A 15,432-nucleotide genomic window follows, 5' to 3' on the forward strand; every position below is an offset into this window, starting at 1 on the left:
GATCGGGGGTGTAGCTGGCTGCACCTCCGAGAGGACTGTTCTCCCCCTCGGAGGTACGGCGGCCACGCAGCCGGAATCGACTGCCTGACGTCGGTTACTTGACGTCGATCAGGTCGTGCGGCGGTACCGTCACCGTCCGTGCGCCCTCGGTGCCGCCGAGGATCACCTTGCGCAGGGCGACGTTGTTGTTGAGGTTGGTCTCCTGGAGGCGCTTCTCCGGGTTGGCGATGACCTGGATGTAGTACGTGCCGTTCGGGAGCCCGGTGATGTCGAAGGACTGGCCCGGACGGTACTGGGTGTACGTGTCGCCGGAGCCGACGTCCAGGACCTCACGTACCGAGAGGGAGTTCTTCTCGCCGCACGCCGTCGACAGGTCGGTGTTGAAGGGGTGCCAGTTGGCGTTCTTCACCGTGTAGTCGATCGCGTCGGTGTTGGCCAGGCAGAACGCTTCCTTGCCGCTGCGCACCTCCTTGGTCTGGTCGGCGCTCAGCAGGCGGTAGCTCGCGAAGTCCGTGAAGTGCCAGTGCTCGTGGCCGACCCGGGGGTCCCACTCCATGGTGCCGGTGGGCGTGTAGCCGACCTGCTTGCCGTTCGCGTCGTAGAAGTACTGGTAGGCGTCCATCAGGTCCTTGCCCCGCTGGCGGAAGCCGTCCACGACCAGGGGCGCGGGGCCCGCGTTCCAGACGTTCGCGCTGAACGCCAGGTAGTCCTTGCCCGCTACGTCACCGTCCTCGCCGTCCGTGATGGCGATGTCCCACGCCGGCAGTGAACGCAGGTCCGGCTTGGGCACGTTGGCCGGTACGCCCGCCCTGCCCGTGGGCCGCTTGGCGGCGGCCTTCAGCGCGGGCGCGACCCGCGAACCGTCGGTGTGGCCCGGACCGTCGCCCAGGTGGTGCGCCTTGCCCCGGTCGACAAGTGCGTTGGGGAAGGCGGGAATTGTGGGCGCGTCGGCGCCGCGCGGGCCGTAGTGGTGCGACGACGCGAGCGGGGCGGAGGGCGCCGAGTGCTGGGCCCCGGCGGACCCATGACCGCCATGGCCCCCTCCGTGGTGGGCCGAGGACCGCGCGGTCAGACCCACTCCGCCGCCTCCGCCCTCACCGCCGTCGTCCTCGCTCGGCGGCAGTACCGTCACCTTGATGGCCGCCTGGTCATTGGGCATGCCGAACAGGTCGCGGTACGCCTTCCCGATCGACACCTTCGCCGTGTACTCCCCCACCGGCAGATCCAGCGGTTTGTCGTAGTCGATCGAGGTGGCGTTGGCGGCCCAGCCCTTCTCCACGCCCCACACGCTGCCCAGCGTGAACGGGTTGCTGGAGCAGCTCTCCGGGAAGTGCGAGGTCGCCGGGGCGTCCGGGCGGATGCGTCCGGAGGCGTTGTTCGGGCAGAACGTGCCCTTGTTCTTCGCGACCTCCTCCCCGGCCGCGTTCCTGAACGACACCTCCAGGAAGCCGGGCAGGCCCGCGAAGTCCTTCACCATGCCGGGGGGCAGCCGCTTCGCCTGCACCTTCCCGCCCTTGCGGGTGATCTGCTCGGCGACGACCGGGTCCTTGTACGACTTCCGGGTCACCTTGAACTCCAGCGGTACGTCGTCCACCGTGACGTATGTGCCGAGGTCGAGGTAGACGCCGGGTTCCCCCTCCCAGCGCTGGGCCGTCACGGAGTCCGTCGCGGCCACGAGTCTGAGCTTCGGTTTGGTGGGCGCGGCGCTCGCAGCGGCCCCGGCCCCGGGCGCCGCTCCGGCCACCGACACGACGACGGCCAGCGCGGCCCCCGCCGCGAGCGCCGAGTGCTTCATCCGCTTACTGGAACTGGTACTTGCGCTGGTGCTGGTACTGCTGTCCTGCTGAGTGGTCATCGGTTCCTCGTCTGCCAGGTCTGCCGGTGCCATGGTCAAGTGGCACCGGGCTGGACACAGCCCACGACCGGCCGACGTACGTACGGACGCACCCCACGCGCCCAGGCCATGTCTGTGAGCAACCTGTGAGACAGAAGAAGCGCTGCCCAGGTTGCCTGACGAGGAGAACTTCAGCCGAACGCGGCTCGGCTCCCCGACCGCCGGGTCAGCAGGGCCCGGGGTCAGGAACCGGGGTCTCCTCAACAGGCGCGGGATCCACGGGAGTTGGAGTGACCGGGTCCGGGACCGGAACCTCCGGCGTCACGGGGCTCTCCGGAGCCTCGGGGGTCTCCGGAGCCTCGGGGGTCTCGGTGACCGGCGGCTCCGGTGTCTCCACGACCGGGGGCTCCTCCACGGGCGTCTCCACCACCGGGGGCTCCTCCACTGGCGTCTCCACCACCGGGGTTTCCGGTGCCTCCGGCGTCTCCACCACCGGCGTCTCCGGAGGCACGTACACCGGAACGTCCGGAGTCTCAGGAGTCACAGGCCCCTCAGGCGCCCCGGGCTCCTCGCTCACCGGCGGCGTCGGCTCCTCGACCGGGGGTTCCGGCACCGAAGGCTCGGGCTCAGGCCCGGGTTCCACGACAGGCGGATCCGGCACAGGCTCGACCGGCACACTGGGCTCACTCGGAGTACTGGGAGCACTGGGCTCACTCGGAGTCGTGGGAGCACTGGGCGTATCAACACCCGTACCGCTGCCCCGAGTCACCGTCGTGACCACCGAAGCGACCGGTATCCGTACCCGTACCGCCTCAGCCGCCCTCTCCGGGGCGGGCACATCCACCGGAGCAGCCCTCAACGGCAAGGGCACCGTCGCCGGTACCTCCGCCACCGGTGCCAAGGGCTTGTCCGCCAGTGGGACGCGGGACCGTTCCTGCAGCTGGACCTGCGGAGAGGTCAGCGCGAGGGTGACCACGACGGCCGCTGCCGCCGCCCCCGCGCTCACCGCGATCGCCTTGGGCACCTTCGAACCGCCGGCCACGGCATGACGTACCGCGTGCAGCACCCCACCACCCTGGCCGGCCACGGCACCCAGCGCGGTCGACGCACCGACAGAGCCCGCCGCGAACGACAGCAGGTACTTCCCCGTACCGCCCACCACGAGCACCAGCAGGGCCGGGCCGACGAGCGCGGGCAGCCGGTCGTTCGTGCGCATCAGCAAAGCGAGCCGGTGGCGGCAGTCGTCGCAGGTATCCGCGTGGGCGAGCAGCTGGTCGGACTGGCGGCGGGTCGCGGTGCCGCGTACGTACGCGGGCATGCGGACCCAGTACGGCTCGCAGGCCGTGCTGTCGGGGACGCCGGGCTGCTCGCGCAGGAAGGCCTGGCGCATGCCCTCGCGGGCGCGGTGGAGGAGTACCGCGGTGGCGCCCTCCTTGATGCCGGTGCCGATCTGGGGGCCGATCGCCGCCAGGGGCTGGCCCTCCGCCTCCGCGAGCCACAGCGCCTTGACCCAGCGGTCGGGGAGTTGGCTCAGCACCCGTACCAACAGGTCGACCGAGGAGACCTGTTCGGCGGGGTCGTCCACGTGCCGGCTCTGGGCGACGACCCGTTCCGACCGCTCCTGCCCGTCCTGCGGATCCTGCGGGGTCTCGCGCGCCGAGTTGCTGCCCACGGTGGCCGCCAGGTGCCGGACCGTCGTCATCAGGTACGCGGGCACGTTGTCGATCTCGTGCCCGGCGGACAGGCGTCGCCACACACGGAAGTGCGCCTCGGCGACCAGGTCCTCCGCGGCCCAGCTGCTCTTCGTGAGCGAACGTGCATACGCAACGAGACGCGGCTGCTGTTCCTCGTAGATACGGGCGTAGGCAGCGGTGTCAGTGGCGGCGGCCGTAGCCGTGTCGTCAATCATGGGCAGGAACGCTCCAGTTACCTGCGGATGGGGTGGTCGGGATGAGTTTGTAAGGCTAGATGACAAAAATCTCAAGTAATTACAGGAAGTGACACACGTCACATGCAGTGACTCCCGTAACGGCGTAATACGGGGGCTCTCCCCGGAGTCGAGGAGGCATGTACAGAACCCTGGAGCACTCCGCCCGCGCCCGTCTGATCACTCCTGGCTACCAGGAGCTTCCGCTCACCGTCACCCTGCGCTACGACTCCGCCGACCCGCTCGCCGTCCACATCGACTTCCCCGTCGATGTCTCGGTCGACGGGGAAGCGGTGACCTGGACCTTCTCCCGGTCCCTCCTGGGGGAGGGGCTGGAGAACCCGGCCGGGATAGGCGAGGTCCATCTGTGGCCGTGCGGACCGACGCGCACGGTCGTGGAACTCCACTCGCCGTACGGGCTGGCCGTGGTCCGGTTCCGTACGGCACAGCTCCAGCGCTTCCTCAACCGCTCGTACGGCGTTGTCGCACCGGGCATGGAGGACCTGGCGTCGGAGGTCGAGCGCGGGCTCGCCCTGCTGCTCGGCGGGGTCTGAACCCCGCACGCCCCCACCTCGACCCACCTCGACCCGGCTCAGCCCGCACACAGCCTGCCCACAGCCCGCTCAGGAATGCTCGGCACATGTCTGGCACGACTGACACCCCCAAGGCCGTGGCCCCCGAAGGCGCCGTACGTGTGCTGATCGTCGACGACGAGCCGGAGCTGACCGAGTTGCTGTCCGTGGCCGTGACCGGAGCGGGCTGGCAGCCGTTTCTCGCGGCGGACGGGCACAGTGCGCTGCGGATCGCGCGCGGCTGCGCCCCGCATGCCGTCGTGCTGGACGGGATGCTGCCCGACGTGGACGGGCTCCAGGTGCTGCGCAGACTGCGGCAGGAGCACGCCGGACTGCCCGTGCTCATGCTCACCGCCCGGGACGCCCTCGAACACCGCATCGACGGTCTGACGGCGGGCGCGGACGACTACGTCACCAAGCCCTTCTCCCTCGAAGAGGTCATGCTGCGGCTGCGCGGACTGCTGCGCCGGTCCGGCGCGGAGGAGGCGGCCGAGGACGAGTCCGTACGGGTGCTCGGCGATCTCGTACTGAGCGAGAAGACGCGTGAGGTGCAGCGCGGCGGGGTCGACATACCCCTCACCGCCAAGGAGTTCGACCTGCTCCGCTTCCTGATGGAGCACCCGCGTCAGGTGCTCAGCAAGGCACAGCTCCTCGACCACGTCTGGAACAGTTCCTTCGACGGCGAGGGCAATCTCGTCGAGGTCTACATCTACAGTCTGCGCGCGAAGCTCGACAAAGGCCGGGCGCCGATGATCCACACCGTGCGCGGGGCCGGGTACACCATCAGGGCTCCGGAGAACGGCAGTTGATACGTCTCCGAGCACGGCGGTCGCTGCGAACCGGCCTTGTGCTGTTCATCTCGGGCACCCTCGTGGTCGTCTGCACGGTCATGGCGCTCGCCACGGTCCTCGTCCAACGCGCCTATCTGCTGGGCGACTTGGACCAGCGCGTCACCGACGCGGCCAATCGCAGCCAGGGCGGACTACAGCGCCGGACGGGCGGCGCGACCGACCTGGGCTTCCTCAACGAGCGCGGCCAGCCCGCCGGTACGCTCGCCGCCCGTTTCGCCGCCGGGGACACAGCTGGCGGGGAGACCGACCCGGAAGTCATCGCAGCCGAGGTCGTCACCGCCGACGGTCTCCAGCGCACCCTCACCGCCGCCCAGCGAGCCGCCCTCGACGGCATCTCGCCGGACGGCTCCCTGCACACCCGTACGATCCCGGGCCTCGGCACCTACCGCGTCACGGCCATCGGCGGCGACGGGGTGCCCGTACTCGCCGGGCTGCCGATGGGCGACGTACAGGACATGATCAACCGGCTGGTGGTGGTCGAGGGGGCCATCGCCGTCGTCAGTCTCGGGGTGGCGGGGTGTGTCTCGGCGGTGGTCATACGGCGCCGGCTGCGGCCCCTGGACCGGGTCGCCGCCACCGCGGTCGAGGTCTCGCGGGTGCCGCTGGACCGGGGCGAGGTGGCCGCGCTGACCCGGGTGCCGGCGTACGACACCGACCCAGGGACCGAGCCCGGGCAGGTCGGCGCCGCCCTCAACCGCATGATCGACCACGTCGAGTCCTCGCTCGCGGAACGGCAGCGCGGCGAGGTGCGGATGCGGCGCTTCCTGGCCGACGCCAGCCATGAACTCCGTACGCCGCTCGCGTCGATCGCCGGGTACGCCGAGCTGATGAGCGGTGACGAGGAGGTGCAGGGTCTTGAGCCGGACCTGGCGTGGCGGCGGGTGTCGGCGCAGTCGGCGCGGATGACCGGGCTGGTGGAGGATCTGCTGCTGCTCGCCCGGCTCGACGAGGGGCGGCCGTTGCGGTCGGCGCCCGTGAACCTCGCGACGCTGGTCGCCGAGGCGGTGTGGGACGCGCGGGCGGCGGGCGCCGACCACGACTGGCAGCTGGCGCTGCGGCTCGACGGCCCGGCGACACCCGCGACGGTCGTGGGCGACGCGGGGCGGCTCCACCAGGTGGTGGCCAACCTGCTGGCCAACGCACGGGTGCACACGCCCGCCGGCACGAAGGTCACGGTCGTCGTGGAGGCCACCGGCACCGAGCGGGTGATCCGGGTGCGCGACGACGGCCCCGGCATCCCGCCCGCCCTCCTCCCGACGGTCTTCGAACGCTTCACCCGAGCCGACGCGTCCCGCTCCCGCGGCGGCCACGACCGTGACGGCGGCTCGGGCCTCGGGCTGGCCATCGCGACGGCGATCACGCGGGCGCACGGCGGCCGGATCGACGTACACAGCGAACCGGGCCGTACGGAGTTCACGGTGACGCTGCCGGCCGAGGGCAACGCCTGAGGCCTCCTCCCCTCAGCTTGCGCAAACGCTAAGGGTGTCCACAGAGAGCCAGTTCAGAGCCGGTGTGTACGACGTCCAACGCGCCCTTTCCGGCTCCCGGGCGGGGTCCGTTTCAGCCCTGCCTCAGTTGGCTGGACCAGGGTTGTCGACGTGCGGCCGGCCGGTCATCGGGGACGCGGCCACGACGAAGGGAACCAGTGCGATGACCGAGCACGAGACCGGGCAGCCAGGGGAGTCGGCAGCACCGGAACCCGCACGTCACGCACTCGCGGACCGGCGCAACTTCATGCGCAGGGTGTTCTTCGCCAGCGGTGCCACGGCCGTGGTGACGATGGGCGGCGCCGGCGCCTGGACCGCCCTCGCGGACGAGACGACGGGCACGGCGACGGCGGACGCCTCGGCGTCTCCCAGTGGGGCGCCGAGCGGGGGCCCGGGCGACGGTACCGGCGGCGGCCCCGGCAACATGACGATCACCGAGGACTTCTTCGGCCTGACCACAGACGGCAAACGAGTGGACGACCTGTTCACGATCCACTCGACCAAGGTCGCCACCGCCCCGGTCATCACCGCCGCGAACGCCTTCCTGGCCGGGCTCACGGACACCCAGAAGACGTCGACGCAGTTCACGGTCCACTCCACGGAGTGGCGACTGTGGAGCAACATCGACTCGTACGAACGCCAGGGCGTCTCGCTGGCTGACCTGACGGATACTCAAAAAGCCCTAGGCACCGCCCTGTTGAAGGCGGCCCTGAGCGCGGACGGCCTGGAGACCACGGAGAGGATCCGCAGGATCAACCAGGCGGCGGGCGAGGCGATCAACAACACGACGGCCTTCAACGAGGACGCCTACTACTGGACGGTGATGGGCACCCCGTCGGCGACCGAGCCCTGGGGCTTCCAGTTCGACGGCCACCACCTGGTCGTCAACTACTTCGTCCTCGGCGACCAGGTCGTCATGAGCCCCTGCTTCTGGGGCTCGGAACCGACGTCCATGGAGATCGACGGCGAGACGGTGTCGGTCTGTCAGGAGGAGGTCACGGCAAGCCTGGCCTTCATCAACTCCCTTACTCCGGCACAGCAGTCGACCGCGATCGAGTCGACGACGAAGTCGAACGAGTCGATGAAGGCGGGCGCGTTCGCCGACAACACGGTCCAGGAGTACGCAGGCCTGCGCGGCAACACCCTGACCACCGCCCAGCGGAAGAAGCTGCTCGGCATAGTCGAGGCCTTCGTCGGCCGTGCGAAGGCCGACGCGGCGAAGGTGACGATGTCCGAGGTGAGCAGGCACCTCTCCGACACCTACGTCACCTGGGCGGGCGGCACCGCCGACGACGCCGCCTTCTACGTCCGCGTCCACAGCCCCGTCATCTGGGTCGAGGTCGACTGCCAGGGCCCGGGCCCACTGGCGGGCGCGTACGGGGCCACGCAGGGGAGCGGGGCGACACAGAAGCACGTCCACTCGATCATCCGCACCCCGAACGGCAACGACTACGGAAAGGAGCTCCTCAGGCAGCACTACCTGACGTCACCTCACCACCACTGAGGTTTCTCTGTCACAAGGTTTCTCTGTCATAGCGGGAGCCGCACCCACGAGTCAGGGGTGCGGCTCCCGTGCGTTCAACGGCGGGTCCCGGCGCCTTCTGGCCGGGGGCAGGGACCGGAGCAAAAGGTGTAGCGGGCTACACCCCAGGTTCGGGAGAGCACTCCCTCGTGGTGGGGAGCCGTTCCCGGGATCGTTGATCTCGGAAGCAAACGGCTCCCCATCAGGCCCTTTCTGGGCCCCACCTGGAAGGAAACCCCATGAAGTCCCTGCTCGCCTCCAAGCCGGTCCTCTGGTTCCTGTTCCTGTTCAACCTCGTCGTCGCGGCCGTCGCGCCGTTCGTCGTCGACGGTTCGCAGGGCGTCATGACCGGTGTCGGCATGGGGGTCGTCTCGCTCGGAGCGGGCGTCAGCCTCTTCAAGAGCCGCGGGCAGCAGCAGGGACAGCAGGGGCGTGGGTCGCACCGTCAGCGGATCTGACCCCTTCCGAGCCCAGACGCTTCCCCGAAGAGGCATCCCCTCTGCCCGTTCCGCAGATCTTGGAGACCCCTGCCCGTGGCTACCTTCCTCTACAAGCTCGGCCGGCTGGCCTTCCGCCGACGGTGGTCCTTCCTCCTCCTATGGGTGGCCGTACTGGCCGCCGTCGGCTTCGGCGCCGCGTCGGCGCCCGCCGCCCCCGACGATCAGAACACCATGCCTGGGATCGAGTCCCAGAAGGCGTTCGACCTCATGGAACAGCGCTTCCCGGGGGCCGCCGCCGACGGCGCGAACGCCCGGATCGTGTTCATCGCGCCGAACGGTGAGAAGGTCACCGCCACCGAGAACCGCGCGGTGATCCAGAAGCTCGTGACGGACGCGGGCAAGGGTGCCCAAGTCGCCTCCGCCGTAAGCCCGTTCCAGGCAGAAGCCGTCAGCAAGGACGCGACCACCGCGTACGCCACCGTCACCTTCAAGGCGAAGGCCGACGACCTCACCGACGCGAGCAAGACCTCCCTCGAACACGCCATCGACACGGCCCGGGCCTCCGGGATGACCGTCGAGGTCGGCGGGGACGCGCTCGCGACCCAGCCGTCGGCGGGCGGCGCGGCCGAGGCGATCGGTATCGCCATCGCGGCCCTCGTCCTGCTCGTCACCTTCGGCTCGATGGCCGCCGCCGGACTCCCCCTCCTCACCGCCATCCTCGGCGTCGGCATCAGCATGGCCGGGATCATGGCCGTGGCCAGCACCTTCGGTCTGTCGGAGACGACCGGCACCCTCGCCACCATGCTGGGCCTGGCCTGCGGTATCGACTACGCCCTGTTCATCGTCTCCCGCTACCGGGAGGAGCGGAGCAAGGGCCACGCACCTCAGGAAGCCGCCGCCCTCGCCACCGGCACCGCCGGTTCGGCGGTCGTCTTCGCCGGCCTGACCGTCGTCATCGCCCTCGCCGGACTGTCCGTCGTCGGCATCCCGATGCTGACGAAGATGGGCCTCGCGGCAGCCGGCGCGGTCGTCGTCGGTGTGCTGATCGCCCTCACCCTCGTCCCGGCCGTCCTCGGCTTCTGGCCGAACGCCGTCCTGTCCCGCCGGACCCGCAAGCGCGGCCACGCCAAGGAGGACACCCGCAACAACGGCGGCAGCCGCTGGGCCCGTTTCGTCCTGCGCCGCCCGGTCCCCGTACTCATCGCCGCCGTCGCCGGTCTCGGCACCCTCGCGATACCCGTGATGGACCTCCAGCTGGGCATGCCCGGCGACGAGGCCAAGCCCACCTCCACCACCGAACGCCGTGCCTACGACGCCCTAGCCGACGGTTTCGGCCCCGGCTTCAACGGTCCGCTGATGATGGTCGTGGACGCCAAGGGGGCGAGCGACCCGAAGGCCGCCGTCGCCACGATCGAGAAGAAGATCGCCGCCACGGACGGCGTGGTCTCCGTCTCCCCCGCCCGCTTCAACAGCACCGGTGACACGGCGATCTTCACCGCAGTGCCTGCCACCTCGCCCACCGACAAGAAGACCCAGGACCTCGTCAAGACGATCAGGTCCGAACGCCCGGCCACGGAAGGGGCCACCGGCGCCGAGTTCGAGGTCACCGGCACCACCGCCCTCAACATCGACGTCGCCGAGAAGACCCAGTCCGCCCTGATCCCGTACCTGATCGTGGTCGTGGGTCTGGCGATCCTGCTCCTGCTCCTGGTCTTCCGCTCGATCCTGGTCCCGCTGAAGGCGGCCCTCGGCTTCCTCCTCTCGGTGATGGCCGCGCTCGGTTCCGTCATCGCGGTCTTCCAGTGGGGCTGGGGCGCCTCGCTCCTCGGCGTCGAGACGACCGGCCCGATCATGAGCATGATGCCGATCTTCCTGGTGGGCATCGTCTTCGGACTGGCCATGGACTACGAGGTGTTCCTGGTCGCCCGGATGCGGGAGGCGTACGTCCACGGGGACGAGCCCAAGCAGGCGATCGAGACCGGGTTCCGGTACAGCGCCCGGGTCGTCGTCGCCGCCGCGCTGATCATGATGGCCGTCTTCTCCGGGTTCATCGGAGCCGGCGAGTCGATGATCAAGATGATCGGCTTCGGGCTCGCCATCGCGGTCCTCTTCGACGCCTTCATCGTCCGCATGGCCCTGGTCCCCGCCGTACTGGCCCTGCTCGGCAAGGCCGCCTGGTGGATGCCCCGTTGGCTCGACCGGATCCTCCCCAAGGTCGACGTGGAGGGCGAGGCGCTCACCCACCACGCCACCCCGGCGACGGCCACGGCACCCACGCCGGTGCCGCCGCCCGGTCCGACCCCGGTGCTCGTACCCGACCGGAACTGACCCCCGTACCGGGGCCGCCGCAGTAGCCGGCGGCGGCCCCAGCGCCCGACCCGTGGGGACGGGGAACGGCGCGCACGTCCCGGGGCGGCGGAGGACAACTCCCCCCGTCCGCCGCCGCCCCGCGGACACCCCGACCAGAAACGACCTCCAGAACCTCCAGAGGCACAACACCGCCTGTGTCACCGCGCATCGGCCCGCAGCCGCAGTCCACGGCCCGCCGGCAACCGACAAGAACAGCACCGCAACGGCCCGGACCACTGAGACGGAAGCAGGACGGCACCCCGATGAAGACCCCCACGATGGCAGGCCTCGCCACTCTGGCGGCAGGCGGCGTGTTCCTCGCCGCGGTGACCCTCGGCAACGACGACGACCACGACAAGACCCCGGTGGCGGTGACCCACCAGAAGACCCCGGCGACCAACTCCCCCACGATTTCCACGACTTCACCGACTTCACCCGTCAACGGCCCGTACGTCGCCCTCGGCGACTCCTACACCTCCGGCCCGAACATCCCCTCCCAGGCCACCAGCACCCCCGCGGGCTGCGACCGTTCCGACCGCAACTACCCCTCCCTGGTGGCCGAGCAACTGGCCCTGGACCCGGCCGACTTCCGCGACGTGAGCTGCACCGGCGCCACCATCGCGGACCTCACCTCCGCCCAGTCCACCGACAACGGCGTCAACCGCGCCCAGCTCTCCGCCCTGTCGGACGAGACCCGCCTGGTCACGATCGGCATCGGCGGCAACGACATCGGCTTCAGCTCGCTGATCAAGCAGTGCGTGAAGTCGGGCATCCTCTACTACGCGATGGGCAGCGGCAAGTACACGGGGGTCGCCGCACCCTGCCGCGAGGAGTACGTCTCCGGTGGCACCGACGAGATACAGCAGCGGATCGACACGGCGGGCGACCGCCTCGCCACCGCCCTGGCCAGGATCAAGGACCGGGCCCCGCAGGCCGAGGTGTACGTCGTCGGCTACCCGGCGATCCTGCCGCCGACGGCGGCCGACTGCGGTCGCGAACTGGGCCTCGCCCCCGCCGACGTGCCCTTCCTCCACAAGGAGGCGCAGTCCCTCAACACCACCCTGCGCGAACGGGCGGCGGCGGCCGGTGCGGTGTACGTCGACACGTACAAGCCCTCCGTCGGCCGCGACGCCTGCTCGGACCGTACGACCCGCTGGATCGAACCGATGATCCCGCTCGCCCCGGCGGCCCCGGTCCACCCCAACGCCCGAGGCGAACGCGGGATGGCGGACGCCGTACTCGACGCCGTCGACGCCCCCAAGTAAGCCCACAGCCCACGGAGCCCCCCATGAGGGACAACATGACCGACAACAACAGCACCGGCGAACTCCACGGCCGCAGGGTCGTCGTCACCGCCGCCGGTTCCGGCCTCGGCCGGGCCACGGCACTGGAGTTCGCCGAGGAAGGCGCCCACGTCCTGGTCACCGACCGCGACCGGGACGCCGTACGCCAGGTCGTGAAGACCATCGAGTACGGCGGCGGAACCGCCCTCGCGATCGTCGGCGACCTCGGTGACCGGCGGGTCGCGGACCAGGTCGTCGCCACCGCGCTGGAGGCCTTCGGCGGCATCGACGTCCTGGTGAACGACTCCGGGGGCATGGACCCCCTCACCATGGCCGCCCTGCCGCACCTGCTCGCGGACGGCGGCGGCTCGGTCGTCTTCGCCACCGCCGAGGCCCGCGCCGTGTCCCGGCACAGGATCGCCGAGCTGGTCGAGAAGCTCGCCGCCATGTACCGCGACCAGGGCATACGGGCCAACGCGATCACCACCGGGCCCACCGCCGAAGGCACCGAGCCCGAGGAACAGGCAGCCGCGATCGTCTTCCTGGCCTCGGACGCCGCCCGCGACATCAACGGCACGGTCCTGCCGGTCGGCAGCGCCCGGACGGCGATCTGACCCCCGCCCCGCCGTCGGCCGGGGCCGGGCCCGGGGAAGACACCTCCCCCGGGCCCACGCCCGCCCATGACCCACATCCCCACAGGACGTCCACGAACTACTACTTGCGCCGTATTGCTTGACTTAAGCAAGAACTTTAGTGTGAGGGGGTAGCTCTACGTCCCCCACGGAGGCCCGACCATGTCCCACGCAATCCCCCGCCCCGCCGACGTCGGAAGGTCCGCACCGGCGCGGCCCAATGCCGTCGTAGCGGTGCTGGCCTTCGGCGGCATCGTGGTCGCACTGATGCAGACGCTGGTGATCCCGATCGTCCCCGAGCTGCCGAAGCTCCTGGACGCCCCGTCCTCGGACACCGCCTGGGCGGTCACCGCGACCCTGCTGGCCGCCGCCGTCGCCACGCCGATGATGGGCCGGCTCGGAGACATGTACGGCAAGCGCCGCATGCTCCTGGTCAGCCTCGTCCTGCTGGTCGCCGGTTCCGTCACGGCCGCCCTCAGCGACTCCCTGGTCCCGATGATCGCCGGACGGGCCCTCCAGGGTCTGGCCTCCGGTGTCATCCCGCTCGGCATCAGCATCATGCGCGACGAACTGCCCGCCGAGCGGCTCGGCTCCGCGACCGCGATGATGAGCGCCTCGCTCGGGGTCGGCGGCGCCCTCGGTCTGCCCGCCGCCGCGCTCATCGCCGACAACTTCGACTGGCACATGCTGTTCTGGAGTTCGGCCGCCATGGGCGTCGTCGCCCTCGTGCTGGTCCTCGCCTTCGTGCCTGAGTCCCGGGTCCGCACCGGCGGGCGCTTCGACCTGATCGGCGCCGCCGGTCTCGCGGCCGGACTGATCTCCCTGCTCCTCGCCATCTCCAAGGGCGCCGACTGGGGCTGGGGCAGCGGCACGACCCTCGGCCTCTTCGCCGCATCCGTCGTCGTCCTGCTGGCCTGGGGCTACTTCGAACTGCGCACGAGCCAACCGCTGGTAGACCTGCGCACCACCGCCCGCCGCCAGGTCCTGTTCACCAACCTCGCCTCGATCGCCCTCGGCTTCGCCATGTTCGCGATGTCCCTCGCCCTTCCGCAGCTCCTGCAGTTGCCTGAGGCGACCGGCTACGGTCTCGGTCAGTCACTGCTCGCGGCCGGCCTGGTCATGGCACCCTCCGGCCTGGTGATGATGGCCACGGCCCCGGTCTCCGCCGCCGTCTCCAAGGCCAAGGGCCCCAAGGTGACGCTGATGATCGGCGCCCTGATCGTGGCCTCCGGCTACGGCCTGAACATCGTGCTGATGACCGAGCTGTGGCACTTCATCGTGGTCTCGTGCGTCATCGGCGCCGGCATCGGCTTCACCTACGGCGCGATGCCCTCCCTCATCATGGGCGCCGTGCCCGCGTCCGAGACGGGCTCCGCCAACAGCCTCAACACCCTGATGCGGTCCATCGGTACGTCGTCCGCCAGCGCGGTCGCCGGTGTCGTCCTCGCCCAGATGACGACCGACTTCGGCGGCACCGCGCTCCCGTCGGAGAACGGCTTCAAGACGGTCCTGGCCATCGGCGCCGGCGCCGCCCTGGTCGCCTTCGCCATCGCCTCCTTCATCCCGGGCCGCCGCGCGGCGACGGAAGGAACGGCCCCCGAGCCGCCCACCACCGAGCAGAAGACCCTGACCCCGGCACCGGCAACACCCGCCCTCACCGGTACGGACACCCCGCCCGCCGCCGAGTCCGCCGAGTCCGCCGAGGGCATCCCGGTGCGCGGCCGGGTCCGCGGCGCGGAGAGCGCACCGGTACCGGGCGCCGCCGTCACCCTCATCTCCCTCGAAGGACGCCAGCTGAGCCGCTCGGTCACCCAGTCCGAGGGCACCTACGCCGTCCAGGCGCCCACCCCGGGCTCGTACGTCCTGATCGCCTCCGCCGACGGCTACCAGCCCCAGGCCTCGACGGTCACCGTGACCGAGCAGCCGGTGTCGTACGACGTGCTGCTGAGCGGCACGAGCGGGCTGGTCGGCGTGGTCCGCTCCGCCGACAGCGGTACGCCGGTCTCCGGGGCGGTGGTGATCGTGACCGACGTGCGGGGCGACGTACTGGCCGGTGGACAGACCGACGTACTGGGCGAGTTCACGATCAGCGACCTGGTCCCCGGCCCGGTCACCCTCGCCGTCAACTCGGCCAAGCACCGCCCGCTGGCCCTGCCCGTCGAGATCGGCGGCGCCGGGAACACGCGCGTCGAGGTCGAGCTGAAGCCGGGCGCGAACGTCCGGGGCACGGTACGAGGTGCCGGGCTCCCCCTGACGGACGCGAGCGTCACGCTGATGGACGCGGCCGGCAACGTCGTCGCCACGACGACCACGGGCCTGGACGGGGCGTACGCCTTCTCCGACCTGGACACCGGCGACTACACGGTCATCGCGACGGGCTACCCGCCGAAGGCCAGGCCGGTGACGGTCTCCGGCGCCGGAATCGACGACCACGACGTCGAACTGGCCCACCAGGGGGACTAGGGAGACCAGTTGACCCCGGTTCACGCGCGGGCGCTCAGAGCGGAGGCGGTGCGCGCGTGGACCGGTCGGGCC

General features: G+C 70.6%; 11 protein-coding genes. 9 read left to right on the forward strand and 2 right to left on the reverse strand.

Annotation, left to right across the window (positions count from 1 at the left end):
• Positions 1-94: 94 nt before the first annotated feature.
• Complete coding sequence (locus ACWDR4_RS07590) at positions 95-1,855, reverse strand: lysyl oxidase family protein (protein WP_450405103.1); 1,761 nt, start codon at positions 1,853-1,855, stop codon at positions 95-97.
• 205 nt (positions 1,856-2,060) lie between these two features.
• Entirely contained in the window at positions 2,061-3,743 is a 1,683-nt protein-coding gene (locus ACWDR4_RS07595) for a sigma-70 family RNA polymerase sigma factor (protein WP_450405104.1), read from the reverse strand.
• 158 nt (positions 3,744-3,901) lie between these two features.
• On the opposite strand from ACWDR4_RS07595, the gene ACWDR4_RS07600 reads away from it, so the two are divergent.
• The 9 genes from ACWDR4_RS07600 (at position 3,902) to ACWDR4_RS07640 (ending at position 15,360) form a co-directional block, all read left to right on the forward strand.
• Positions 3,902-4,315: an SsgA family sporulation/cell division regulator gene (locus tag ACWDR4_RS07600; protein ID WP_450405107.1), complete on the forward strand. Its 414-nt coding sequence runs from the start codon at positions 3,902-3,904 to the stop codon at positions 4,313-4,315.
• An 86-nt stretch (positions 4,316-4,401) separates the two neighbouring features.
• A complete protein-coding gene (locus ACWDR4_RS07605) occupies positions 4,402-5,142 on the forward strand; it encodes a response regulator transcription factor (protein WP_450405110.1) in 741 nt (246 codons plus the stop codon).
• A gap of 80 nt (positions 5,143-5,222) precedes the next feature.
• Entirely contained in the window at positions 5,223-6,632 is a 1,410-nt protein-coding gene (locus ACWDR4_RS07610; RefSeq protein WP_450405186.1) for a sensor histidine kinase, read from the forward strand.
• Between the two features lie 202 nt (positions 6,633-6,834).
• Positions 6,835-8,175: a DUF3500 domain-containing protein gene (locus ACWDR4_RS07615; protein WP_450405113.1), complete on the forward strand. Its 1,341-nt coding sequence runs from the start codon at positions 6,835-6,837 to the stop codon at positions 8,173-8,175.
• Between the two features lie 257 nt (positions 8,176-8,432).
• Complete coding sequence (locus tag ACWDR4_RS07620; protein ID WP_369030124.1) at positions 8,433-8,651, forward strand: hypothetical protein; 219 nt, start codon at positions 8,433-8,435, stop codon at positions 8,649-8,651.
• Between the two features lie 75 nt (positions 8,652-8,726).
• Positions 8,727-10,961 carry an MMPL family transporter gene (locus tag ACWDR4_RS07625; protein ID WP_450405117.1) on the forward strand — a complete coding sequence of 745 codons (2,235 nt, stop codon included), beginning with the start codon at positions 8,727-8,729 and terminating at the stop codon, positions 10,959-10,961.
• 284 nt (positions 10,962-11,245) lie between these two features.
• Positions 11,246-12,247: an SGNH/GDSL hydrolase family protein gene (locus ACWDR4_RS07630; protein WP_450405118.1), complete on the forward strand. Its 1,002-nt coding sequence runs from the start codon at positions 11,246-11,248 to the stop codon at positions 12,245-12,247.
• Positions 12,248-12,270: 23 nt separating this feature from the next.
• Positions 12,271-12,879 carry an SDR family NAD(P)-dependent oxidoreductase gene (locus tag ACWDR4_RS07635; protein ID WP_450405121.1) on the forward strand — a complete coding sequence of 203 codons (609 nt, stop codon included), beginning with the start codon at positions 12,271-12,273 and terminating at the stop codon, positions 12,877-12,879.
• Between the two features lie 180 nt (positions 12,880-13,059).
• Complete coding sequence (locus tag ACWDR4_RS07640) at positions 13,060-15,360, forward strand: MFS transporter (protein WP_450405123.1); 2,301 nt, start codon at positions 13,060-13,062, stop codon at positions 15,358-15,360.
• Positions 15,361-15,432 lie beyond the last annotated feature (72 nt).

Source organism: Streptomyces sp. NPDC000878, assembly GCF_053599695.1.

Coding starts and splice junctions, on each gene's coding strand:
- ACWDR4_RS07590 (WP_450405103.1), bottom strand. CDS start 1,855: ATGACCACTCAGCAGGACAGCAGTACCAGCACCAGCGCAAGTACCAGT.
- ACWDR4_RS07595 (WP_450405104.1), bottom strand. CDS start 3,743: ATGATTGACGACACGGCTACGGCCGCCGCCACTGACACCGCTGCCTAC.
- ACWDR4_RS07600 (WP_450405107.1), top strand. CDS start 3,902: ATGTACAGAACCCTGGAGCACTCCGCCCGCGCCCGTCTGATCACTCCT.
- ACWDR4_RS07605 (WP_450405110.1), top strand. CDS start 4,402: ATGTCTGGCACGACTGACACCCCCAAGGCCGTGGCCCCCGAAGGCGCC.
- ACWDR4_RS07610 (WP_450405186.1), top strand. CDS start 5,223: ATGGCGCTCGCCACGGTCCTCGTCCAACGCGCCTATCTGCTGGGCGAC.
- ACWDR4_RS07615 (WP_450405113.1), top strand. CDS start 6,835: ATGACCGAGCACGAGACCGGGCAGCCAGGGGAGTCGGCAGCACCGGAA.
- ACWDR4_RS07620 (WP_369030124.1), top strand. CDS start 8,433: ATGAAGTCCCTGCTCGCCTCCAAGCCGGTCCTCTGGTTCCTGTTCCTG.
- ACWDR4_RS07630 (WP_450405118.1), top strand. CDS start 11,246: ATGAAGACCCCCACGATGGCAGGCCTCGCCACTCTGGCGGCAGGCGGC.
- ACWDR4_RS07635 (WP_450405121.1), top strand. CDS start 12,271: ATGAGGGACAACATGACCGACAACAACAGCACCGGCGAACTCCACGGC.
- ACWDR4_RS07640 (WP_450405123.1), top strand. CDS start 13,060: ATGTCCCACGCAATCCCCCGCCCCGCCGACGTCGGAAGGTCCGCACCG.